Origin of the sequence: Pseudomonas sp. OA65 (assembly GCF_017498305.1) — a bacterium.
GTDB lineage: Bacteria > Pseudomonadota > Gammaproteobacteria > Pseudomonadales > Pseudomonadaceae > Aquipseudomonas > Aquipseudomonas zanjanensis.
Window position 1 is genome coordinate 285,607 of sequence record NZ_JAGDEZ010000003.1, and the last position, 21,176, is coordinate 306,782.

The following is a 21,176-nucleotide window of genomic DNA, read 5'->3' on the forward strand; positions in this document are numbered from 1 at the left end:
ACCAACTCAATGGGGCTCCCAAATGCGAGTTCGTTCAGCTGAACCCAACGACACAGTTTCAATTGCGGCCATCTACAACCAGGGAATCGAAGAACGCAGCTCTACGTTCGAAACGACACCTCGAAGCCCGGCAGACATGCTCGAACGCATCAACTCAATTAAGCGTTATCCGCTGCTGGTCATGGTCGACGATGCAGATCAGGTTGTTGGGTGGGCTGGGCTCAGTAGTTACCGCGCTCGCGCCTGTTACGACGGCATTGCGGACTTTTCCATCTACCTGGACCGCAGTGTTCGCGGGCGAGGCCTCGGCCAGCAGTTACTTCAGTCATTGCTGGAAGAAGCAGAAACTCGCGGGTTCTGGAAAGTTCTCTCACGTATTTTTACCTTCAATCACGCCAGCCTGGCTTTGTGCGAAGCCTGCGGTTTCCGTCAGGTTGGGGTGTATGAAAAACACGCCTACCTCGAAGGCCGTTGGCTCGACTGCGCGATTGTCGAGCGCCTGTTTCCGACCAATCAGCCAGCCTGAAGAAGGATTCGATCATGGAAAACAAGCAACTTCCGGTCGCCATCATTGGAGCGGGGCCAGTGGGCCTTGCCGCCGCCGCTCACCTGCTGGCCAGAGGTCTTACCCCGCTGATTCTGGAAGCTGGCCCGAAAGCCGGGGCCAGTATTGAAGAATGGGCGCACGTGAAGATGTTTTCTCCATGGCAGTTCAACGTCGACAAGGAGGCGGCCAAGCTTTTGCTCGCCTATGGTTGGATTCCACCAGCGGAAAACGAGTATCCAACGGGCCGTGAACTGCTGGACCGATTTGTTCGACCGCTCGCGGATCTGGAACAGATCAGGCGTCACTTGCAGCTCAATACCCGTGTTCTGGCGGTCACACGCTTCGGTCAGGATGTGATGAAGACCCAGGGCAGATCGGCCGCGCCTTTTTTACTGCGTGTCGCAGGAACAGCGGGTGAACAAGATGTGCTGGCCCGCGCTGTCATTGATGCTTCGGGCACCTACCTGACACCCAACTGGATGGGCGCCCATGGCATCCCTGCTTTGGGCGAGATCGAGCATGCAGCGCGCATTACGTACGGCATTCCCCAGGTATTGGGTTGTGCCCGGAACCGTTATGCCAACAAAAGAGTGCTCGTGGTGGGTGGTGGTCACTCCGCGTTCAACGCCCTTCAGGATCTGGTGCGACTGACTCAGGAGGCGCCGCAAACCAAGGTGCTCTGGGCGATCCGCGGTAACTCTCTTGAGCGCATTCTGGGTGGAGGTGCGAATGACCAATTGGAAGAGCGCGGAAAGCTCGGCCTGAAGATTCGCCAGTTATTGGATGACGGCGTGATTGAGCTGTTCAGGAACGTCGCTATCGATCAGATCGCCGACAACGGTCAGGGAGTGGTGGTGAAGGCGGGCGGGCAGGTGCTTCCACCCGCGGACGAGCTGATTGTGGCGACTGGATTTCGCCCTGACCTGAGCCTGCTCAGCGAGCTGCGTATCGCACTCGATCCTGCGACCCAAAGCCCAGTGGTGCTCGCACCCATGATTGATCCCAACGAGCACAGCTGCGGTACGGTCAGGCCCCATGGCGCGATAGAGCTGTCACATCCAGAGGAAGACTTGTTCATTGTGGGAATGAAAAGCTATGGCCGAGCACCAACGTTTTTGTTGATGACGGGCTATGAGCAGATACGGTCTGTTGTCGCGGCATTGGCCGGCGATTGGGAGGCGGCGAAAAGGGTTGAGCTGGTCCTTCCGGAGACTGGCATTTGCAACTCGGACTTCGATGAAGTCGATGATCAATCGAAGGTTTCGCCAGTTCAGCGCTCTTGCTGTGGGGCTGGCGGAGACGCTGCTGAAGTCGCGTCTCGGGACTCGCCTGGTTGTTGCAAAGGCTAGCTTCCATCTACCGGATCCACCCCTTTTTTCAGGGGGGATCCGGGGAGCAGTCTTATTTTTTAACCCTACTCAAATAGTCCTTGAGCGCTTTCTCGTCACCGGACTTAACGGTCATCCCCTCTGGGCCTCCCCCGACTGCCGTGTACTGCTTGGCCGGCTCGCCGTGCGCCTTGAATTCCTTCAGCTGTTCTGAGCCTGAATAGAAGACCCAAAGGCGGCCGTCTTCCACTTTGGTAAAGAATCCGGGCTTGTCGTACTGGCTCGCGAAGCTGATGCCCGTAAACAGGCTGCTCAACAAGGCGATGGTAATTGTCAGTTTTTTCATCTCTCAGGCTCCAGGTTGGTTGGATCGGAGCCGAGGCTACCCCCAAGTGCATGACAGGCTTATTACAAAATTCATATATCCGATTATCCAGATGCACATGCTGACGGTCTGCTGGTAATTTTGTGATATCCCCGTAGATACTGGGCTTAAGAGTAGAGTGAGGAGAGAATCTGACTTTTACAGAGTTTTCTTCGGCCTACGGCTTTACTGCTCATGCATGGAAACGTATATTCGAAAAACCGTATGTGATCTGAGATCTCCACGATGACCAGCAAAACCCGTGTTCTGTTCGTTTGTACCGCCAACGCTGCCCGCTCGCAGTTGGCGCAGGCGCTGCTGCGGCATACCGATTCGGAGCATTTCGAGGCGTTCAGCGCCGGCACCGTCCCCACCCAGGTCGATCCACGGACCTTTGACGCGCTCTCCCACCTTGGGGTGAGCATCGAAGGGCTGCGTAGTAAGTCGATCGACGAGTTTCGAGGTGAGCGTTTCGATTTCGTCATCACGTTGTGCGATAAAGCAGCAGCGGAGTGCCAATCCTTACCGGGGGCTGGCGAGGTATTGGCCTGGAGTTTCGAAGATCCGGTCGCCAGCACCAAGCCCGACGCATTTCGCCACACGCTTCATGAAATCCATGAGCGCATCAAGATGTTCGTCTTGGTGAAAACCAAACGCTGAGAATCGATATGGCTGACCATCTGACACCCACTACTGTTTTTAAATGCCTGGCTGATGAAACCCGTGTTCGCACCATGCTGCTCATCACTCGGGAAGAGGAGCTTTGTGTTTGCGAACTGACCTGTGCGTTGAACGAGAGCCAGCCAAAAATCTCCAGGCACCTGGCGCAGCTGCGCACGTGCGGGCTGCTTTCGGACCGTCGGCAAGGCCAATGGGTTTATTACCGGCTGCACCCGAATCTTCCCGATTGGGTTCATCAAGTGCTGACGACGACGTTGGAAAGCAACAAGCATTGGTTAAGCCCTGATGCCAAACGCCTTGATGAAATGGGTGACCGTCCTGAACGTGCAGCCGTGTGCTGTGAAAACAAGGTCGCTTGATTCCGCCTTCGACTACGAGACCGTTCGATGAAAATCCTTTTTCTCTGCACTGCCAACAGCTGCCGTAGCATCCTTTGTGAGGCGGTCTTCAATCACTTGGCACCTGACGGCATGAAAGCCTACAGCGCGGGCAGTCAACCCAAAGGCGAAGTGCATCCACTGAGTCTAAAAACGTTGGAACGGGCCGGCATCTCGACGCTCGGGCTGTTCAGTAAATCCAGTGATGTCCATATGGACTTGGCACCTGATTTCGTCATCACGGTCTGCGACAAGGCCGCCGGGGAGGCATGTCCTGTGTTTTTCGGGCCGGCCACCAAGGCCCACTGGGGGCTGGCTGATCCTTCGGATTACCACGGAACCCAAGAAGAGATCGAGGCGGCGTTTGAAGCCACCCTGGAGCAGATCAAGACCCGTATCCAGGCCTTCCTGGCTTTACCGCTTTCTCAACTGAGTGCCGAGCAGCTCAAGACAGAGCTGGCTCTCATTGGCACGCTGTAACCACAGGAGCAATGATCATGAGTAAGAGCCGCCTTTCATTTCTTGACCGTTACCTGACGCTGTGGATTTTTCTCGCCATGGCTTTGGGCATCGGTCTGGGAAGTCTGTTCGAAGGCTGGCCGCGGTGGCTCAACAGTCTTTCTGTGGGTACTACCAATATCCCAATCGCTATCGGCTTGATCGTGATGATGTATCCGCCTCTGGCCAAGGTTCGTTATGAGGAACTGCCGGAGGTCTTCAAGGACAAGCGCATCCTCATTTTGTCTTTGGTGCAGAACTGGATCATCGGCCCGGTGTTGATGTTCGCACTGGCGATCATCTTCTTGCGGGACCAGCCGGAATACATGACCGGTCTGATCCTCATCGGTTTGGCTCGTTGCATCGCGATGGTGCTGGTCTGGAACCAGATCGCGGGCGGCAACAATCAGTATGTCGCCGGACTGGTGGCGTTCAACAGCATCTTCCAGATCCTGTTTTTCAGCGTGTATGCCTGGGTCTTCCTGGGGCTGCTACCGCCGCTGTTCGGGTTGGAAGGCAGCGTGATTGAAACCAGCTTTGTCAGCATTGCCGAGTCGGTGCTGATCTACCTGGGTGTGCCATTCCTGGCAGGATTCCTGACCCGCAAGATCCTCATCGCTCGCAAAGGCGAAGCCTGGTTTCAAGAGCGCTTCATTCCCAAAGTCAGCCCGCTGACGCTGGTGGCGCTGCTGTTGACCATCGTGGCCATGTTCAGCCTCAAGGGCGACGTGGTATTGCAGTTGCCGCTGGATGTGTTGCGCATCGCAATCCCACTGACGATCTATTTCGTGGTGATGTTTTTCATCAGCTTCTGGATGGGAAAAATGCTCGAAGCTGACTACCCACGCACCACCGCGTTGGCTTTCACAGCCGCAAGCAATAATTTCGAACTGGCGATCGCCGTGGCTATTGCTACTTTCGGCCTGGCTTCCCCGGTCGCCTTTGCCACGGTGATTGGACCGCTGGTTGAAGTGCCGGTACTGATTTCCCTGGTCGGTGTGGCTCTTTGGTTGAAACGCCGTTGGTTCGATGACTCCAAGAGCGCCGTTGCGCAGGACAATGATTATGTACGATGACCACATCCCCCAACTCAACACTGAACTGGTCGATCTGCCCTCGGCAGACAAGCTCGGTGTCGAAAGGACCTCCACTCACAAGCCGCGCATCTTGCTGCTGTACGGGTCCACGCGTGAGCGCTCCTTCAGTCGTCTGCTGGTGGAGGAGGCCGCTCGACTGCTGGAGCACTTCGGCGCCGAGACGCGGATCTTCAATCCGTCAGGTTTGCCGCTGCCAGATGATGCTCCCGACGACCATCCACGGGTGAAGCAACTGCGTGAATGGGTGTTGTGGTCCGAGGGGCAGGTCTGGTGCTCTCCTGAGCGTCACGGAAACATGAGCGCTGTGTTCAAGGCGCAGATCGATTGGGTGCCGCTGGCCATGGGCGCGGTGCGACCGACCCAGGGCAAGACCCTTGCGGTGATGCAGGTGTGCGGCGGTTCGCAGTCGTTCAACGTGGTTAATCAGTTGCGAGTGCTGGGGCGTTGGATGCGCATGTTCACCATCCCCAACCAATCCTCCGTACCCAAGGCCTATATGGAGTTCGACGATAACGGCCGGATGAAACCGTCCCCGTTCTACGACCGTGTCGTGGATGTGATGGAGGAGTTGGTGAAATTCACGCTGTTGCTTCGGGACCGGCAGGACTATCTGGTGGATCGTTATTCCGAGCGCAAGGAATCGGCGGAGGAGCTGATGAAGCGCGTTAACCAGCGGTCGATTTGAAACGCGGCGGGGTGTCACCGTTTTCGGCTAGAACGAGCTTTGCGCTGCATTTTTCAAGGCATGCCAAAGAGCTTTTGCTTCTGCAAACGCATAGGCATGCGCAGAACTACGTTGGCACCAAGCCTTGAGAGCTTTGGCATCAGTTGTGGTCGCGCGCCCTGAAGTGAGGTGCACGATCCAGTCTTGGGCTTCGCTCTTTAATTGCTCAGTGCATGGAACCGAAGACACTTCGTTCTTGGGAGTCTCATGGTCTGGAGTGTTATTCAAGGCGACGATTCCGAAGCATCCGGCAGCAAAGGCGAACGCCTCGTGCCGGCAAGCCGTTCACAACTGGCACCTTCATTTCAGCCTCCTGCTTGAGTGACCGTCAAACGGAGATTAGCGCCTGCGTAATGACAGGTATATTACATAATCTGCATATATGAATTTACGAATGCGGTTGAAGAATTTTTCTAGTGACATACTCAGCACTTTTAGGATTGGAAACCATCGTGCCGACGGTTTTCGCATCAACACTCTGGAATGTCTCCTGACCGTCGCTCTGTCAGGATGATGAGAGCCCTGACGTCAGATGTTCTTATATTTGTTTTATCGTATATATTGAAGTCGAATGAGTGGCTGCTTCCATCCTTGGTTTCTCGGCATCTACGTTGTGTTCAGTTGGGCTGCGCAGCTCACGGCACCGTTCAGTTCGGTGCACTTTTTTGAGGATTCTTCATCGTGCAACAGCATCCATACTCCGTCTTGCCCTTGGTGCAGTTCAAAGGCCAACTGATCTTCACCCCTTGCCCTGGCACAAAGGGCACCCGGCCTTTCGAGGCGCTGCAAACGCTTAAAGATGCTGGTGCTTCAGCATTGCTGACGCTGATGCCAACCGAGGAGTTGCTTCAGAATGAGATCAACCTGCTGCCGGAAGAGTGTCAGATGCTCGGCATCGAGTGGTTTCACCTGCCAGTGGAAGACGATCAGGCGCCAGGCGAGGCCTTTAAAGCCGCATGGACGCAGCACGTCCCGCGACTCAAGCAACTATTGACCGAAGGGAAAACCATTGCCATCCATTGCAAGGGTGGTTCGGGCCGTACCGGTTTGGTCGCCGCACAATTGTTGATCGAAACCGGCGTGCCCTTCAGCGATGCCATCCGCGATGTTCAGTCGTTGCGTCCGCGTGCCATTCAGCATCCTGCCCACATTGAATACATCGGCCAGTTCGACACCCAGACGAACGCCCACTGACACCAGAGACAGAGCACGACAACATGACTATTAAAATTGGCATCAATGGTTTTGGCCGGATCGGTCGCCTCGCTCTGCGAGCAGCGTGGAGCTGGCCAGAGTTTGAATTTGTGCAGATCAACGATCCAGCGGGCGACGCGGCGACCCATGCGCACCTGATCAACTTCGACTCGGTGCATGGCCGTTGGAACAATGAAGCCAGCGCCGAGGGCGACAGCGTCGTTATCGACAATAAGCGCATCAAGGTAACGGCCAACAAGGCGATTGCCGAGACAGATTGGTCCGGCTGCGACCTGGTGATCGAGGCCAGCGGCAAGATGAAAACCGTGGCGGTGTTGCAGGCTTACCTGGATCAGGGCGTCAAGCGGGTGGTGGTCTGCGCGCCGGTGAAGGAGAGCGGTGCGTTGAACGTGGTCATGGGCGTCAATCAGCACCTGTTCGACCCTGCGTTGCACCGCATCGTCACGGCGGCTTCGTGCACCACCAACTGTCTGGCGCCCGTGGTGAAAGTCATCCATGAAAAGCTCGGCATTCGCCACGGCTCGATTACCACCATCCATGACCTGACCAACACCCAAAGCATCCTCGATCAGCCGCACAAGGATCTGCGTCGTGCCCGTGCTTCGGGGATGAGCCTGATTCCCACCAGCACCGGCTCGGCCACGGCCATCGCCGAGATCTTCCCGGAGCTGCGTGGACGCCTGAACGGTCACGCGGTACGCGTGCCGCTGGCCAACGCTTCGCTGACCGACTGTGTCTTTGAAGTCGAGCGGGCCACCACTGTCGAAGAAGTGAATCAGTTCCTCAAGGACGCTTCCGAGAACGAATTGAAAGATATCCTCGGTTTTGAGGAGCGTCCTTTGGTGTCCATCGACTACCGCACCGACCCGCGCTCATCGATCATCGATGCGCTGTCGACCATGGTCATCAATGGCACCCAGGTCAAACTCTATGCCTGGTACGACAACGAATGGGGTTATGCCAACCGCACCGTTGAATTGGCCAAACTGGTCGGTCTGGCAGTCTGAGGAGCGGCCATGAAAGCCTTGTCAGCCCTCGCGCCACAAGTGCGACAGTACCTGCTCGTGACGGGTAATTACTGGGCCTTCACCCTCACCGATGGCGCCTTGCGCATGTTGGTGGTGCTGCACTTCCACGCGCTGGGCTACCGCCCGCTGCAAATCGCCGCGTTGTTTCTGTTCTACGAAATCTTTGGCGTGATCACCAACCTGGTGGGCGGTTACCTCGGCGCTCGGCTGGGGCTGAACCGGACCATGAACATCGGGCTGGGCCTTCAGGTCGTGGCGCTGCTGATGCTCACGGTTCCGCTGGCCTGGCTGACCATCCCTTGGGTGATGGGGGCCCAGGCGTTGTCGGGGATCGCCAAGGACCTGAACAAGATGAGTGCTAAAAGCTCGATCAAGCTGCTGGTCCCCGATGGGCAGCAAGGCAAGCTTTACAAGTGGGTGGCGATCCTCACCGGCTCGAAGAACGCACTCAAGGGCGTCGGTTTCTTTCTTGGCGGAGCCTTGCTGGCCTGGATCGGTTTCAAAGGTGCGCTGCTGGCCATGGCGGCGGTCCTGGCGCTGATCTGGGTCAGCAGTCTGATTGTGTTGAAGAAGGACCTGGGCAAGGCCAAAGCCAAGCCCAAGTTCCGGGATCTGTTATCCAAAAGCCGGGCAATCAACATCCTTTCGGCGGCGCGGATGTTCCTGTTCGGTGCCCGCGATGTCTGGTTTGTGGTGGCTTTGCCGGTGTACCTGAGCAGCGTATTCGGCTGGGATTTCTGGAAGGTCGGTGGCTTCCTGGCGGCCTGGGTGATTGGCTACGGCATCGTGCAATCCTTCGCCCCCGACATCACCGGCAAGAAAAACGGACATGTGCCGGATGGTCGTGCAGCCTTCCGGTGGGCCCTTGCCCTGGCGGGCTTGCCAGCCTTGATTGCGCTTGGGCTCAACGCCGGGTGGTCACCACAGACGGTACTGCTCGGCGGCCTCATGGTCTTTGGCGCGCTGTTCGCGGTGAATTCTTCCCTGCACAGCTACCTGATCGTGTCCTATGCCAAGGAAGACGGGGTGTCGCTGGACGTGGGTTTCTACTACATGTCCAACGCCATGGGACGACTGATTGGCACCGTCCTCTCCGGCTGGGTCTATCAGTTGTACGGTCTGGCAACGTGCTTGTGGATCTCGAGCGCCTTCGTATTGCTGGCCGCGCTGATATCCATTGCATTGCCCAGGCATGCCAAGGCGGTTTGAAGTCCCTCCGATTGCTCGGTCAAGGCAGCGCGGCTTCGACCAGTTCGATCCAGTGCCTGACAGGCGTTCGCCCAGCACTATTGAGGTGGGACTGGCAGCCGATATTGGCGGTGACGATGACGTCGGGGCGTGCGCTTTCCAGGGCGTTGAGCTTGTTGTCGCGCAGTTGCCGAGCCAGTTCGGGTTGGGTCAGCGAATAAGTGCCCGCCGAGCCGCAGCACAGGTGGCTGTCGGGCACCGGCGTCAGGTTGAATCCAAGCTTTTCCAGGAGTGTTTCGACCGCGCCCCCGAGTCTTTGCGCATGCTGCAATGTGCAGGGGCAGTGAACGGCCAGGCGCTGGTCGCCGTGTACGCCGAGCTTATCCAACGGTTCGCCGCGCAGCACCTCAACCAGGTCCTTGGCCAGGGCGCTGACCTTTGCGGCCTTGTCGGCATACGCCGGATCGCTGCTGAGCAGATGACCATAATCCTTGATGAAGGCACCGCAGCCGCTGGCGGTTTGCACGATGGCCTCGGCACCGCCTTCCATGCGCGGCCACCAGGCGTCGATGTTGCGGCGGGCACGGTCGAGGCCGGTGGCCTGGGCGTTCAGGTGATAGTCCAGCGCACCGCAACAACCGGCCTCGTTAATCGCGGTGACGCTGATCCCCAACCGATCCAGTACCCGTGCAGCCGCCGCATTGGTATTGGGCGACAGGCTCGGTTGCACGCAGCCTTCGAGCATGAGCACTTGCCGGGCATGACGGGTGGTTGGTCGTGGCTTCGCCGGATGCACGTTGCGCGGCAACTTGACTTGCAGCGTGCTGGGCAGCACCGCGCGGAACACCTGGCCACTGCGCACCAGCGCTTTGAACAGCCCGGGATTGGGCAGCACGCCGCGCAACCCCTCGCGCAACAGACGCTGGCCGAGCGGGCGCGGCACTGCCGCGTCGACCACCGCCCGGCCGATGTCCAGCAAGTTGTGGTAGTCGACACCGGAAGGACAGGTGGTTTCGCAATTGCGGCATGACAGGCAACGATCCAGATGTTGCTGGGTTTTGCGCGTGACCTCGTTGCCTTCCAGCACTTGCTTGATCAGGTAGATGCGGCCCCTCGGGCCATCCAATTCATCACCCAGCAGTTGATAGGTCGGGCAGGTGGCATTGCAGAAACCGCAGTGCACGCAACTGCGCAGAATGCGCTCGGCTTCTTCGGCGCGGGGTAGCTGGCGGGCGTCGTCGCTCAAGGTGGTCTGCATGGTTCAAAGCTCCGCGTACAGGCGACCGGGGTTGAAGAGGCCCCGAGGATCAAGTTGTCGCTTCAAGTTCCGGTGGTAGCGCATCAGGGCATCGGGCAGCGGTTGGAAGGGGCTGTCGATCAGGCCAGGGGTGTAGCAGGTCGCATGTCCGCCGACTTCCTCCACGATCGAGCGAATGAAGGTCGCTTCGGCCGCGGATTTGAGCCAGCGCTGGGCGCCACCCCAATCGATCAATTGAACGCCCGGCAGGGGCAGCCGAGGCGTGTCATGGGGCAGCGAGAGGCGCCAAAGAGGCAGGTCCTCATCGAAAAAACTCAAGCGATGTTCGTTGAGGTCTTGCCAGTACGCAGAATCCAGCCGTTCTCCACCCAAACGGTCATGGGCTGCCGCCACCGAGCCTTCGCCCCCTTCGAGCCTGAGGTGCAGGCGCTGGCCATCGTGACACGCGGCACTGATCGGCAGTGGTTGCTGCCCCCATTCCGCCAGGCGCAGCAAGGCCCGGTCGGCGTCCATCTCCAGGCTGATACTCAAGGTCTGTCGCGGTTTTGGCAGGACCTTGAGGGACACTTCGGTCACCACGCCAAGCGCGCCGTAGCTGCCGGCCATCAAGCGCGACAGGTCGTAGCCGGCAACGTTTTTCATGACCTCGCCGCCGAAGCGCAAGTGCTTGCCTTGACCGGTGATGACCCGCGTGCCGAGGATGAAGTCGCGCACCGAGCCTGACCAAGGGCGTCGTGGCCCTGAGAGTCCGCAGGCAATCATGCCGCCGACGGTGGCGTTTTCACCAAAGGCGGGCGGTTCGCAAGGCAGCATCTGCTGCGACGCGTCGAGCACTTCGGACAATTCTGCCAATGGCGTGCCACAGCGAGCGGTGATCACCAATTCAGTTGGGTCGTAGCTGACGATGCCCCGGTGCGAGCGGGTGTCGAGTATTTCGCCAGCCACGCGGCGGCCAAGAAATGCCTTGCTGTTGGAACCTTGGATACGCAGCGGGGTGGCGTTCTCCAGCGCCTGGTTGACCTGTTCCAGCAGCGCTGCGCTGGCGTCGAAATCCTGTTCACTGCCCATCAGAAACGCTCCAGGTCGGGGAAGGGCAACTGACCCCTATGAACGTGCATGGCGCCAAACTCGGCGCAGCGATGCAGCGTCGGAATGTTCTTGCCGGGGTTGAGCAGCCCGCTCGGATCGAACGCCGCTTTGACGGCATGGAACACGGTCAGCTCATCGCTGTTGAACTGCGCGCACATCTGGTTGATCTTCTCGCGGCCGACACCGTGCTCACCGGTGATGCTGCCGCCGACCTCCACGCACAATTCGAGAATCTTGCCGCCCAAGGCTTCGGCGCGATCGAGCTCGCCCGGTTGGTTGGCATCGAACAGGATCAGCGGATGCATGTTGCCATCGCCGGCGTGGAAAACATTGGCCACCCGCAGGCCATACTCGGCCGATAACGCCGCGATGGCGCGCAGCACACCGGGCAGTTCCCGGCGCGGGATCGTCCCGTCCATGCAGTAATAATCCGGCGAGAGGCGGCCCACGGCAGGAAACGCATTCTTGCGTCCGGCCCAGAAACGCACGCGCTCGGCCTCGTCGCGAGCCTGGCGCACTTCAGTGGCGCCGGCCTGTTCCAATACCTGGCGCACGCGGTTGCAGTCGTCGTGGACGTCGGCTTCCACGCCATCGAGTTCACACAACAGAATCGCTTCGGCGTCCACCGGGTAGCCGGCATGGATGAAGTCTTCGGCGGCGCGAATGGCCAGGTTGTCCATCATCTCCAGGCCGCCCGGGATGATGCCGGCGGCAATGATGTCACCCACGGCGCGCCCCGCCTTTTCAACGGAATCGAAGGCGGCCAGCAGCACTTTGGCCGTTTGCGGTTTGGGCAACAGCTTGACCGTGACCTCGGTAATCACCCCGAGCATGCCTTCGGAACCGGTGAACAATGCCAGCAGATCGAACCCGGGCGAGTCGAGGGCCTGGGAACCCAGGGTCAGGTGCTCGCCGTCGACGGTGAGGATGTCGACCTTGAGCAGGTTATGCACGGTCAACCCGTATTTGAGGCAATGCACGCCACCGGCGTTCTCCGCGACATTGCCGCCGATGGAGCAGGCGATCTGCGAGGAAGGGTCCGGCGCGTAGTACAAGCCGAACGGCGCGGCCGCCTGGGAAATCGCCAAGTTACGCACCCCCGGTTGAACCCGCGCGGTACGGGCGGCGGGGTCGATGTGCAGGATGTTGTTGAAGCGCGCCATTACCAGCAACACGCCTTTTTCCAATGGCAAGGCACCGCCAGACAAACCGGTGCCCGCGCCACGGGCGACGACAGGCACCTTGCGCTCATGGCAGAGCCGCAGCACGCCCTGGACCTCGTCGATGTGGCGCGGCAGCACCACCAGCATGGGCGTGGTGCGGTAAGCGGAGAGTCCGTCGCATTCGTACGGCTTGAGCGCTTCGCGCTGGTGCAGGATTTCCAGGTCAGGCAACTGGGTTTGCAGGGCCAATAGCAGCGCGTTTTTGTCGACGTCAGGCAGGGCGCCGTCGACACGTTCATCGTAGAGAATGTTCATCGTTCGTAGGCGACACTCGGTTGTTTTTATTAGAGGTCTGTTCCGATACGGCTGACTTGCATCATTGGCCCGAGGCGTTCTACTGTCTATGGGCTGTTGGACTGGTCGAACCAGTTTAGTCATCAGGTTTTTTTTGATGGTCGACTAAAACGTTATAGAAACAAGTAGTTATTGATTTGGTTTGACGGGCGTAGAGCCTGTTCCGAGGCTGGTCATACCAGTTGGAGATTCAATGGACAGCGCAGAAGCGAGCCGTAACCTGCAGGTCGCCGACGTGGTCTGTGAACGCATCGAGCGCCTGATTGTCGACGGCGTGCTCAAGACCGGGCAGCTGTTGCCGTCGGAGCGGCGGTTGACGGAAAAACTCGGCGTCTCGCGCACCGCCCTTCGCGAGGGGCTGAAGCTGCTGCGCGCGCGCGGGATCATCAAGACCGAGCAAGGCAAGGGCTCATTCGTGGCCGAGCTGTCCGGACACGGCTTGGCCTCGCCATTGATGCACCTGTTCAGTTCACAGCCACGCACGCTTTATGATTTATTCGAGGTCCGCAGCCTGCTGGAGGGCGAGTCCGCGCGCCTGGCGGCGTTGCGCGGGACCGAGGCGGATTTCGTCCTCATCACCCGCAGCTACGAGGCCTTGCTCGATGCCCACGACCGTTCCCTGGAAGCCAGCGCCCATGCCCGGCTTGACCATGCATTTCACTTGGCGATCTGCGAGGCTTCACACAATCCGGTGCTGGTGCAAACCTTGCGTTCGCTGACGGACTTGTTGCTCACTTCAGTGTTTGCCTCGGTCAACAACCTCTACCACCGAGAACCGCAGAAACGTCAGATCGACCGCCAACACGCCCGGCTCTACAACGCCGTGACCGGTCGCCTGCCGGAGCAGGCGCGCAAGGCCGCCATCGCCCACATCCAGAGCATCTGCGAGAACCTCAAGGAAATCGAGAACGAAGAGCAACGCCTGGTGCGGGCGACGTTGCGGCTTGAGGGGTGGGCGTAGGTGGCGCATCTGAATCAACCGTTGGGAAGATGCAACTGCGCCTCCATGGCATCATGAAGGAGTCTGACGACTTCGATGACGTCGTCCTTTGCCACACGGTAGAACACGATATGGCGCGGGCTTTTGACTGTCCCGAAGGGATGTTTGGCCTGCTGGCGGGAATAGATGAGGTGGTAACTGCGAAGGCCCGGCGCTAGCTCATCACGGTCCTGGCTGCCAATCCGAGAGGGCATGCCGGCGATGTCTTGCAGCGCAGAGAGGATCAGAATCTGATAACGCTGGCGTGCTTGATCGCCGAACTGCGTCTGGGAGAGCCTGAGGATGTCGACAATGTCGGCCCGCGCCGCGTTGGAAATCCGATACTGAGACATGCTCAGTGTTTCTCTCCTGCCGGGAGCGCTGCTTCCACGCTCAGTTCATTCAAGTAATGTTCCAAGCCTTCTTCGCTCAGATGAGTGAAACGCCCGTGTTCAAGATCCATGATGCCGATCGAGGCCGCTTGACGCAGGGCCTCGATTTTTGCGGCGTCTTCGGCCACACGCTGCTCCAATAGGCGCAAACCTTCTCGCATCACTTCGCTGGCATTCTGATAACGGCCGGACTGGACCAAGTCATGAATAACTTGCTCCTGGTGAGGAGTGAGTACAACGTTTCGGGTGGCCATGATAGCTCCAGCAGCAGGCAAGCAGATTGTGGATTGCTGGCATAGTATGCCAATCCTTCCGCGAACGCATACATTCAATGAGAGGTTAGCCGCCATGATTTACAAGCATCACCGGCAATCGTCGCTACCTCCCGACCGAGCCAGCGCTTCCAACACCTCAATCGCCCGCTGCGCATCTTCCCGCCCGACGAAGATATGGTCGTGGTAGTAGGCCGCGATGACGTTGCAACTGATGCCGGCATTTCCCAAGGCCGTTGCGAAGGCTGCGGTCAAGCCCACGGCATCCAGGGCCGAATGTACGGTCAAGGTGATCCAGGCGGCGACGTAGTCGAAGTCCAGCCCCAAGGCCTGGGCCCTGCTGCGTTCGATGATCACGGTCAGGCCTTCTTTTTCGCGGAAGCTGCCAAGCACCTCTTCGTCTTTGACGAGGCCAGGGTCAGCGACGCAGCAGAAGACGTAATCGCCTTCATTGAGTGATGGGCGCATGCCGCTGAGCAATTTCGCTATCGATTTTTCGCCTGACATCTTGATTCACCTGGTTGATGGGTAAGCGGGCATTCTCAAGGAGTTTCCCGGCAGGTGCCGTTCATAGTGCTGATGACGGATAAGCAAAAATGATGGTGCCGCCTTGGCGACACCTTGCTGCTCACTGCCAATCCTTGGCGACATCCGCGAGCATCTCATGGATCAATTGCCCGAACCGTTGCGTCAGCAGGCTTTGCGGCCTGTCTGCCGGTAGCAGCAGGTAGGTCGAGAAACGTATCTGCGGGCGAAAGGGGCGGGTTTCGATGCCGGTGTGCAGGTACTCCAGCGCAACGATCGGGCTGACGATGCTGACACCCAGGCCCAGTCCTACCAGTGAGCAAGCGGTGGCGGCGTAAGGCGTTTCCAGGCTCAACTTTCGGTGGCCCCGGTCTTCGGGAAATGCCCGGTCGACCCGGGCGCGGGAGCCGTCATTTTGCGACAGCGAAATGAACTCCTCACCTTTGAGATCTTCCGGACCGGTGCACGCCAGTGCGCTCAATCGATGGCCCTTGGGGAATATACAAACGCCTGGCACGTCGCATATCAACTGAGTCGTCACTCCCGGCATGTCCTCGCCAACGTACGACGCCAGTCCCAAATCGCAGAACTGCGAGGCCGTCCAATGGCCCACCATCGGCGAGTCGTTGGTGTGCAGCGAGATCGCGACGTCCGGGTTCTCCTGGCGAAAGCGCTGGATCACGCGGGGCAATACCGTCAGCGACAGGGACGGGACCGCGGCGATACGCAAGCGCCCGGTGCCGGCGCGCCGGATGTTCTGCGCGGACTTCTCAAGGCTGTGCAAGCCGATGAACGCTCGCTCGACATCGGCGAACAGCGCGGCCCCTTCCGCCGTCGGCAACAGGCGTCCGGCAACCCGTTCGAACAGCTTGAAACCGGCGTTGCGCTCCAGTTGGGCGATCAAGCGACTGACGTTCGGCTGAGAAGTATGCAGAGACTCGGCCGCGGCGGTCATCGAGCCGCTCAACATGACTGCGCGAAAGGCTTCGACTTGTTTGAAGTTCATGGCGTCCCATATCAATTTGGTATGAATGACTGATGAATTGTCATTTGTTTGCATGAGCAGCAGGCTTTATAAATCTTTCCATCGACGTGAACGCGAAGGCGGGAACGGCGATGCGGTTCGAGCATACGGCAGTCATAAGCATAAAAAAACGCCGCGCTTTATCTCATTTCTGCCCTTGTATTTCATGGTGTCGAGCAGCCTCCAGGCGATCGATACCGATATGTAAACCAGGAGGCATCATGTCGTTTTCATTCAAGATTCTTGGCCATGCGCTGGCGTTCTCGTGCCTGGCGCTGGGTGGTCTGGCCCAGGCCCACGCGAGCGAACTGCCTGCGGTTCCGGATGAGATCAAGGAGGCCGGCCACCTGCGTGCCGGCGTGCGCTGCGATCAACCGCCGTACGGCTTCCAGGACAGCAGCGGCCAGTTCGCCGGTGTCGAAGTGGAGATGGCCCGGCAGATCGCGCTGTGGTCCCTGGGCTCGAAGGACAATGTGTCGTTCACCTGCGTCACGGCGGAAAACCGTGTCCCGCAGCTACTGGGGCGTAAGGTCGATTTCCTCATCGCGACCCTGGGCGTCACCCCTGAACGCCTGCGCGTGATTGACTTCAGTACGCCGTACCGCTGGGGTGCCAGCGACGTGGTAGTGAAGAAGGACAGCGCGATCAAGAAGATCGCTGACCTCAAGGGCAAGACACTCGCCACCCTCAAGGGCTCGGTGCAGGCGAAATGGTTCGAGGACCACATGCCGGAGGTCAAGACCTTGCGCATGAACAGCGCCGCCGATGCGCTGCAGACCTTCCGCCAGGGCCGTGCCGATGCCTACACCCATGATGCGGCGACGCTGGTGGTGGTGGCGGACAACGACAAGGACGCGCGCCTGCTCAATGAGCCGTTCCAGATTTCCGATGCCGCCATTGGTGTGCGCAAGAACGATGAGGCCTGGCGCGACTACCTCAGTGCTGCCGTCGCGCGCATGCACGAGGAAAAACTGTTCCGTGGCTGGATCCAGCAATTCGTGCCCCAGGGCATCCAGAGCTACTACATCAGCGTCTTCGAGCAGCCCAAGCCTGCCGAAGCTCTTTGAGCGGATGTCAGCCATGGATTTCGATTTCAACTACCTGTTGGCCCAATGGCCGGCGTTGCTCGATGGTGTGCAGATGACGTTGCGGGTGTCGGTGCTCGCCATCGGTTGCTCATTGCTCGTCGGTGTCCTCGGTGGCGCGGCGCGGGTGATGAAGGTGCCGGTGTTGGCGCAAGTCGTAGCGCTGTACGTGGAGCTGATCCGTAACACGCCGATCCTGGTGCAGTTGTTTTTCATCTTCTACGGGTTGCCCGCCATCGGCATGGGGCTGTCGTTGTTCTGGTCGGGCGTGTTGTGCCTGTCACTCTGGGCCGGTGCCTACCAGATCGAGAACGTGCGGGGAGGGCTGGCGACGGTGGAGCAGGGTATGCGTGAAGCCAGCGTAGCCCTGAGTCTCAAGCCCGCGCATTACTTTTGCCTGGTGGCCTTGCCCATCGCGTTTCGGACCAGCCTGCCGGCGATGTTGAACACCGCCATTTCGCTGCTCAAGAACTCTTCCTACCTGCAAGCCATCGGCCTAGCCGAGTTGACGTTCGTCGCGGTGGATCGCATTGCCACGGATTTTCGCGCCATCGAAATGTTCAGCGCCATCTGCGTGATCTACCTGGCGCTGGTGGGAATCCTGGCATTGCTGACGGGACGGCTCTCGGCCCGCTTGCAACGACCTTTCCAATACTGAGGCCAGTATGAATTTTCTGATCGAAAACTGGGCCTTCGTTTGCAAGGGCCTATGGATGACCCTGCGCCTGGCGTTGGTGGTGTTGCTGTTCACCACGCTGATCTCCATCGTTCTCGGGGTGCTGGCGACGCTGAAGAATCGCCTGTTGCGCTGGACGATCCACGGTTACGTCGAACTGTTTCGTTCGATCCCGCTGATCGTCAATGTGTTCTTCGTCTTTTTCGGTGCGCCGATGCTGGGCCTGGACTTGAGCCCGTTCGTGGCGGTGACCACCGGCCTGACCCTGTGGGGCAGCGCCAATGGCATCGAAATCGTGCGCGGTGGCCTGGAATCGGTGGCGCGCCACCAATGGAAAAGCGCCTGGGCGCTGGGCCTGCGTCCCTGGCAGATCTATCTGTACGTGATCGCGCCACAGTCGATGCGCGCCATCCTGCCGGCGTATACCGGCCTGCTGACCATGCTGGTACAGGCTACGTCCCTGGGCGCGTTGGTGGGTGTCGGCGAATTTCTCAAGGTCGGCCAGATCATCATCGAACGGGACACGGTCATGACCGGTGTGAGCCCGGCGTTCACCGTCTATGGCCTGGTGCTGCTGGTGTATTTCGTCATTTGTTCCCTGCTGAGCTGGCTCAGCCGTTATCTCGAACGTCGTCTGGGTCGCCCAGTGACGCGTGCCACTCCCAAAGAGGTTCCAACATGCAAGCATCCAAAGTCAGCCGGCGCCTGAAGGAAGCCACCGCGCCAGAAGTCAACGAGTACATCTACCGGCCGCGCCTGCAGGGTTTCGCCGAGGGGTTCGACCTGCTGGGCAATATCAACAAGGCCCACATCGTGATGCTTGCCGAGCAGGGCCTGATCCGGGATGAGCATGCTGCGGTGTTGGCCAGGGGCGTCCTGGAGATGGAGGAGGCCGGGCCTGGCGACGTGACCCTCGATCCGTCCCGTGAAGATGCCTACTTCAACTACGAGGCCCACCTGATCGGGCGGATCGGCACCGACATCGGCGGCCGCCTGCATACCGGCCGCAGCCGCAATGACATCCTCGCCACGCTCGATCGGCTGCGTTGCCGTGAAGTGTTGATGGACTTGATCGATGCCTTGCTGGAAGTCCGGCAGACAGCGATCAACAACGCCGAGGTGTTCGCCGATGTGGTGATGCCGGGGTATACCCACCTGCAACCGGCGCAACCGATCACCTACGGTTATTACCTTTCGGCGGTGGAGCAGGCGTTGGCCCGCGACTGCAAGCGCCTGACCCAGACCCTGGAGTCGATGAACCAGAGCCCGCTGGGGGCGGCGGCCTTCGCCGGGACGCCGTTCAACATCGATCGTGGGCGCACCGCCGAACTGCTGGGTTTCGATGGCTATCTGGACAATGCCCTCGACGCGGTCGGGTCGCGGGACTTCATGCTCGAAAGCCTGTCGCACCTGAGTCTGTTGGCGGTGTTCTGGAGCCGCGTGGCCCAGGACTATTTCGTCTGGAGCACCCACGAATTCAGTCTGATCGATTTTCCTGACAGCGTGGCCGCGACGTCGAGCATCATGCCCCAGAAGAAAAATCCCACGGTGCTGGAGTATCTAAAGGGCCGCAGCGGGCATATCGTCGGCCTGCTGATGGGGGCGAGCATCAGCATCAAGGGCAGTAATTTCTCCCACACCGGCGACGGCAATCGGGAGGGGCCCCGTGGGTTCTGGGAGGCCGCCGAAGAAAGCCTGCGCTGCCTGAAACTACTGGATCTGGTATTGCGCACCGCGACGCCGAATGCCGAGCTGGCGGTACGCCGGGCGGGCGAGGATTTCTCAACCGCCACCGGCCTGGCCGACCTGATCGTACAGGAGGCCGACCTGTCGTTCCGCGAGGCCCATCACGTGGTAGGCGGGGTGGTGCGCAGGGCCATGGATGCAGGCCTGCTGGCGCACCAGATCGATACCGCGATGGTTGATGCCTGTGCCCTGGAGCAACTGGGGCACGCACTGAACCTGCCGGCCCAGAAAGTGCGCGATTGCCTCGACCCGACCGCCAACGTACAGGCGCGGATTTCGGCGGGCGGCCCGTCGATGGCTTCCCTCAAGCCAAGCCTATTGCGCGCCAACACCCGTATCGCCACGGAACGCCACGCCAACCAGGCCCGTCGTGATCGCCTGGCGGCGGCCCAGGAGCGTTTGCAGGTGGCGACCCGGGCGCAGGCGGGCCTATGAAGACGATGTTGACGGTGCGCGGGCTGCACAAGCGGTTCGGTGACCACGAGGTGGTCAAGGGCGTGGACCTGGCCGTGGCTGAAGGCGAAGTGGTGGTAATCATCGGTCCCAGCGGTTCGGGGAAATCCACGTTCATTCGTTGCCTCAACAGCCTCGAAGCACCCTCGGCGGGCAGCGTGGTGATTGGCACCGGTGAGTCGATCGTGGCCGGTGATCGCAAGGCGCTGGCGAAGCTGCGGGAGGAGGTGGGCATGGTGTTCCAGGACTACACCCTGTTCCCGCACATGTCGGTGATGGCGAACATGATCTTGGCGCCGGTCAAGCTCAAGCGCGCCTCGAAGGCCCAGGCGCAAAGCGATGCGTTGGCGCTGCTGGATCGCGTCGGGCTACGGCATAAGGCTGAGGGCTATCCGTCCGAGCTGTCGGGCGGCCAGCAACAGCGGGTAGCGATCGTCCGTGCCCTGGCCATGAAGCCCAAGTTGCTGCTGTTCGATGAACCCACCTCGGCGCTGGACCCGGAAACCGTGGGCGACGTGTTGAATGTGATGAAGGGGCTCGCTGCGGAAGGCATGACCATGATCGTCGTGACCCACGAAATGGGCTTCGCCCGGGAAGTGGCGGATCGGGTGGTGTTCTTCGACGGCGGACGGATTGTCGAGATGGGGCCGCCCTCGCAGATCTTTACCGCACCCAAGGAAGCGCGAACGCGACAGTTCCTGCAAGCGGTCCTTCACTAGAACGCTGGAATCCAGTTCGCGGCTCAACGTGAGCCCGGGCCTCCTGCATGGGGAGTTTGTGATGAATGAAGTGATTGAAAGCATGATCCGCATGGAGGGCGTGCACAAATGGTACGGCCAGTTCCAAGTCTTGAAAGACATCAACCTGAACGTCAAGCAGGGCGAGCGTATCGTCCTGTGCGGCCCGTCGGGTTCCGGCAAATCCACGACCATCCGCTGCCTCAACCGCCTGGAAGAGCACCAGCAGGGTCGCATCGTGGTCGATGACGTGGAGCTGACCAACGACCTCAAGCAGATCGAAGCGATCCGCCGTGAAGTCGGCATGGTGTTCCAGCATTTCAACCTGTTCCCGCACCTGACCATCCTGCAGAACTGCACCCTGGCGCCGATGTGG

The 21,176-nt window shown here is 59.6% G+C and carries 27 protein-coding genes; 18 read left to right on the forward strand and 9 right to left on the reverse strand.

Annotated features, from left to right (window positions below; all coding sequences use genetic code 11):
- The first annotated feature begins 22 nt into the window (after nucleotides 1-22).
- Entirely contained in the window at nucleotides 23-526 is a 504-nt protein-coding gene (locus J3361_RS04255) for an arsinothricin resistance N-acetyltransferase ArsN1 family A (protein ID WP_207962730.1), read from the forward strand.
- Between the two features lie 14 nt (nucleotides 527-540).
- A complete protein-coding gene (locus tag J3361_RS04260; RefSeq protein ID WP_207962732.1) occupies nucleotides 541-1,896 on the forward strand; it encodes an FAD-dependent oxidoreductase in 1,356 nt (451 codons plus the stop codon).
- Between the two features lie 52 nt (nucleotides 1,897-1,948).
- Here J3361_RS04260 and J3361_RS04265 read toward each other — a convergent pair whose 3' ends face one another.
- Nucleotides 1,949-2,221: a hypothetical protein gene (locus J3361_RS04265; protein ID WP_207962734.1), complete on the reverse strand. Its 273-nt coding sequence runs from the start codon at nucleotides 2,219-2,221 to the stop codon at nucleotides 1,949-1,951.
- Nucleotides 2,222-2,485: 264 nt separating this feature from the next.
- Here J3361_RS04265 and J3361_RS04270 point away from each other — a divergent pair, with 264 nt between their 5' ends.
- Genes J3361_RS04270 through arsH form a run of 5 tightly spaced genes read left to right on the forward strand, consistent with a single transcriptional unit; the run spans nucleotide 2,486 to nucleotide 5,577 of the window.
- On the forward strand, nucleotides 2,486-2,899 hold the full coding sequence (locus tag J3361_RS04270) for an arsenate reductase ArsC (RefSeq protein WP_207962736.1): 414 nt from the start codon (nucleotides 2,486-2,488) through the stop codon (nucleotides 2,897-2,899).
- A gap of 8 nt (nucleotides 2,900-2,907) precedes the next feature.
- Entirely contained in the window at nucleotides 2,908-3,279 is a 372-nt protein-coding gene (locus J3361_RS04275) for a metalloregulator ArsR/SmtB family transcription factor (protein ID WP_207962738.1), read from the forward strand.
- Between the two features lie 27 nt (nucleotides 3,280-3,306).
- Nucleotides 3,307-3,777 carry an arsenate reductase ArsC gene (locus tag J3361_RS04280; RefSeq protein ID WP_207962740.1) on the forward strand — a complete coding sequence of 157 codons (471 nt, stop codon included), beginning with the start codon at nucleotides 3,307-3,309 and terminating at the stop codon, nucleotides 3,775-3,777.
- A 17-nt stretch (nucleotides 3,778-3,794) separates the two neighbouring features.
- Complete coding sequence (gene arsB / locus J3361_RS04285) at nucleotides 3,795-4,871, forward strand: ACR3 family arsenite efflux transporter (RefSeq protein ID WP_207962742.1); 1,077 nt, start codon at nucleotides 3,795-3,797, stop codon at nucleotides 4,869-4,871.
- Nucleotides 4,861-5,577 carry an arsenical resistance protein ArsH gene (gene arsH / locus J3361_RS04290; protein ID WP_207962748.1) on the forward strand — a complete coding sequence of 239 codons (717 nt, stop codon included), beginning with the start codon at nucleotides 4,861-4,863 and terminating at the stop codon, nucleotides 5,575-5,577. Before arsB ends, arsH begins: the two co-directional genes overlap by 11 nt.
- A 27-nt stretch (nucleotides 5,578-5,604) precedes the next feature.
- Here the strand turns inward: arsH and J3361_RS04295 are convergent, their stop codons facing one another.
- Nucleotides 5,605-5,805 (reverse strand): DUF4880 domain-containing protein, encoded by a 201-nt coding sequence (locus tag J3361_RS04295; RefSeq protein WP_207962796.1) that lies wholly within the window; start codon nucleotides 5,803-5,805, stop codon nucleotides 5,605-5,607.
- A 492-nt stretch (nucleotides 5,806-6,297) separates the two neighbouring features.
- Here J3361_RS04295 and J3361_RS04300 point away from each other — a divergent pair, with 492 nt between their 5' ends.
- From J3361_RS04300 to arsJ, 3 genes are read left to right on the forward strand one after another with little or no spacing between them, the layout of a single operon-like run.
- Nucleotides 6,298-6,810: a cyclin-dependent kinase inhibitor 3 family protein gene (locus J3361_RS04300; protein WP_207962749.1), complete on the forward strand. Its 513-nt coding sequence runs from the start codon at nucleotides 6,298-6,300 to the stop codon at nucleotides 6,808-6,810.
- A 23-nt stretch (nucleotides 6,811-6,833) separates the two neighbouring features.
- A complete protein-coding gene (locus J3361_RS04305) occupies nucleotides 6,834-7,838 on the forward strand; it encodes an ArsJ-associated glyceraldehyde-3-phosphate dehydrogenase (protein ID WP_207962750.1) in 1,005 nt (334 codons plus the stop codon).
- 9 nt (nucleotides 7,839-7,847) lie between these two features.
- A complete protein-coding gene (gene arsJ / locus J3361_RS04310; RefSeq protein WP_207962751.1) occupies nucleotides 7,848-9,068 on the forward strand; it encodes an organoarsenical effux MFS transporter ArsJ in 1,221 nt (406 codons plus the stop codon).
- 19 nt (nucleotides 9,069-9,087) lie between these two features.
- On the opposite strand, the gene glcF is transcribed toward arsJ, so the two are convergent.
- The 3 genes from glcF to glcD are packed head-to-tail and all read right to left on the reverse strand — an operon-like array spanning nucleotide 9,088 to nucleotide 12,872.
- The gene (gene glcF / locus J3361_RS04315) at nucleotides 9,088-10,305 is read right to left on the reverse strand and encodes a glycolate oxidase subunit GlcF (RefSeq protein ID WP_207962753.1); all 1,218 of its coding nucleotides are present in this window, start codon (nucleotides 10,303-10,305) and stop codon (nucleotides 9,088-9,090) included.
- A gap of 3 nt (nucleotides 10,306-10,308) precedes the next feature.
- The gene (glcE, locus tag J3361_RS04320; RefSeq protein WP_207962755.1) at nucleotides 10,309-11,373 is read right to left on the reverse strand and encodes a glycolate oxidase subunit GlcE; all 1,065 of its coding nucleotides are present in this window, start codon (nucleotides 11,371-11,373) and stop codon (nucleotides 10,309-10,311) included.
- Nucleotides 11,373-12,872: a glycolate oxidase subunit GlcD gene (glcD, locus tag J3361_RS04325; RefSeq protein WP_207962757.1), complete on the reverse strand. Its 1,500-nt coding sequence runs from the start codon at nucleotides 12,870-12,872 to the stop codon at nucleotides 11,373-11,375. The genes glcE and glcD overlap by 1 nt, the downstream gene beginning before the upstream one ends.
- Nucleotides 12,873-13,104: 232 nt before the next feature.
- Between glcD and glcC the strand changes: the two genes are divergently transcribed.
- Nucleotides 13,105-13,872, forward strand: coding sequence for a transcriptional regulator GlcC (gene glcC, locus J3361_RS04330; RefSeq protein WP_207962758.1), 768 nt, complete (start codon nucleotides 13,105-13,107; stop codon nucleotides 13,870-13,872).
- 14 nt (nucleotides 13,873-13,886) lie between these two features.
- Here the strand turns inward: glcC and J3361_RS04335 are convergent, their stop codons facing one another.
- From J3361_RS04335 to J3361_RS04350, 4 genes are all read right to left on the reverse strand, one after another.
- Entirely contained in the window at nucleotides 13,887-14,243 is a 357-nt protein-coding gene (locus tag J3361_RS04335; RefSeq protein WP_207962760.1) for a type II toxin-antitoxin system RelE/ParE family toxin, read from the reverse strand.
- A gap of 2 nt (nucleotides 14,244-14,245) precedes the next feature.
- Entirely contained in the window at nucleotides 14,246-14,536 is a 291-nt protein-coding gene (locus J3361_RS04340; protein WP_207962767.1) for a type II toxin-antitoxin system ParD family antitoxin, read from the reverse strand.
- 108 nt (nucleotides 14,537-14,644) lie between these two features.
- A complete protein-coding gene (locus tag J3361_RS04345) occupies nucleotides 14,645-15,061 on the reverse strand; it encodes an ACT domain-containing protein (protein ID WP_207962768.1) in 417 nt (138 codons plus the stop codon).
- Between the two features lie 121 nt (nucleotides 15,062-15,182).
- On the reverse strand, nucleotides 15,183-16,085 hold the full coding sequence (locus J3361_RS04350) for a LysR substrate-binding domain-containing protein (RefSeq protein ID WP_207962769.1): 903 nt from the start codon (nucleotides 16,083-16,085) through the stop codon (nucleotides 15,183-15,185).
- A gap of 25 nt (nucleotides 16,086-16,110) precedes the next feature.
- Here J3361_RS04350 and J3361_RS04355 point away from each other — a divergent pair, with 25 nt between their 5' ends.
- The 7 genes from J3361_RS04355 to J3361_RS04385 form a co-directional block, all read left to right on the forward strand.
- Nucleotides 16,111-16,311 carry a hypothetical protein gene (locus J3361_RS04355; RefSeq protein WP_207962770.1) on the forward strand — a complete coding sequence of 67 codons (201 nt, stop codon included), beginning with the start codon at nucleotides 16,111-16,113 and terminating at the stop codon, nucleotides 16,309-16,311.
- Nucleotides 16,312-16,324: 13 nt separating this feature from the next.
- A complete protein-coding gene (locus tag J3361_RS04360; RefSeq protein WP_207962771.1) occupies nucleotides 16,325-17,170 on the forward strand; it encodes a transporter substrate-binding domain-containing protein in 846 nt (281 codons plus the stop codon).
- A 13-nt stretch (nucleotides 17,171-17,183) separates the two neighbouring features.
- On the forward strand, nucleotides 17,184-17,846 hold the full coding sequence (locus tag J3361_RS04365; protein WP_207962772.1) for an amino acid ABC transporter permease: 663 nt from the start codon (nucleotides 17,184-17,186) through the stop codon (nucleotides 17,844-17,846).
- A gap of 7 nt (nucleotides 17,847-17,853) precedes the next feature.
- The gene (locus J3361_RS04370) at nucleotides 17,854-18,573 is read left to right on the forward strand and encodes an amino acid ABC transporter permease (protein ID WP_207962773.1); all 720 of its coding nucleotides are present in this window, start codon (nucleotides 17,854-17,856) and stop codon (nucleotides 18,571-18,573) included.
- The gene (gene argH, locus J3361_RS04375; RefSeq protein WP_207962774.1) at nucleotides 18,543-20,045 is read left to right on the forward strand and encodes an argininosuccinate lyase; all 1,503 of its coding nucleotides are present in this window, start codon (nucleotides 18,543-18,545) and stop codon (nucleotides 20,043-20,045) included. Before J3361_RS04370 ends, argH begins: the two co-directional genes overlap by 31 nt.
- Nucleotides 20,042-20,782: an amino acid ABC transporter ATP-binding protein gene (locus J3361_RS04380; protein ID WP_279382042.1), complete on the forward strand. Its 741-nt coding sequence runs from the start codon at nucleotides 20,042-20,044 to the stop codon at nucleotides 20,780-20,782. Before argH ends, J3361_RS04380 begins: the two co-directional genes overlap by 4 nt.
- Nucleotides 20,783-20,843: 61 nt before the next feature.
- Nucleotides 20,844-21,176 (forward strand): ATP-binding cassette domain-containing protein (locus J3361_RS04385; protein ID WP_207962775.1); only part of this gene is annotated, 333 nt, incomplete at its 3' end.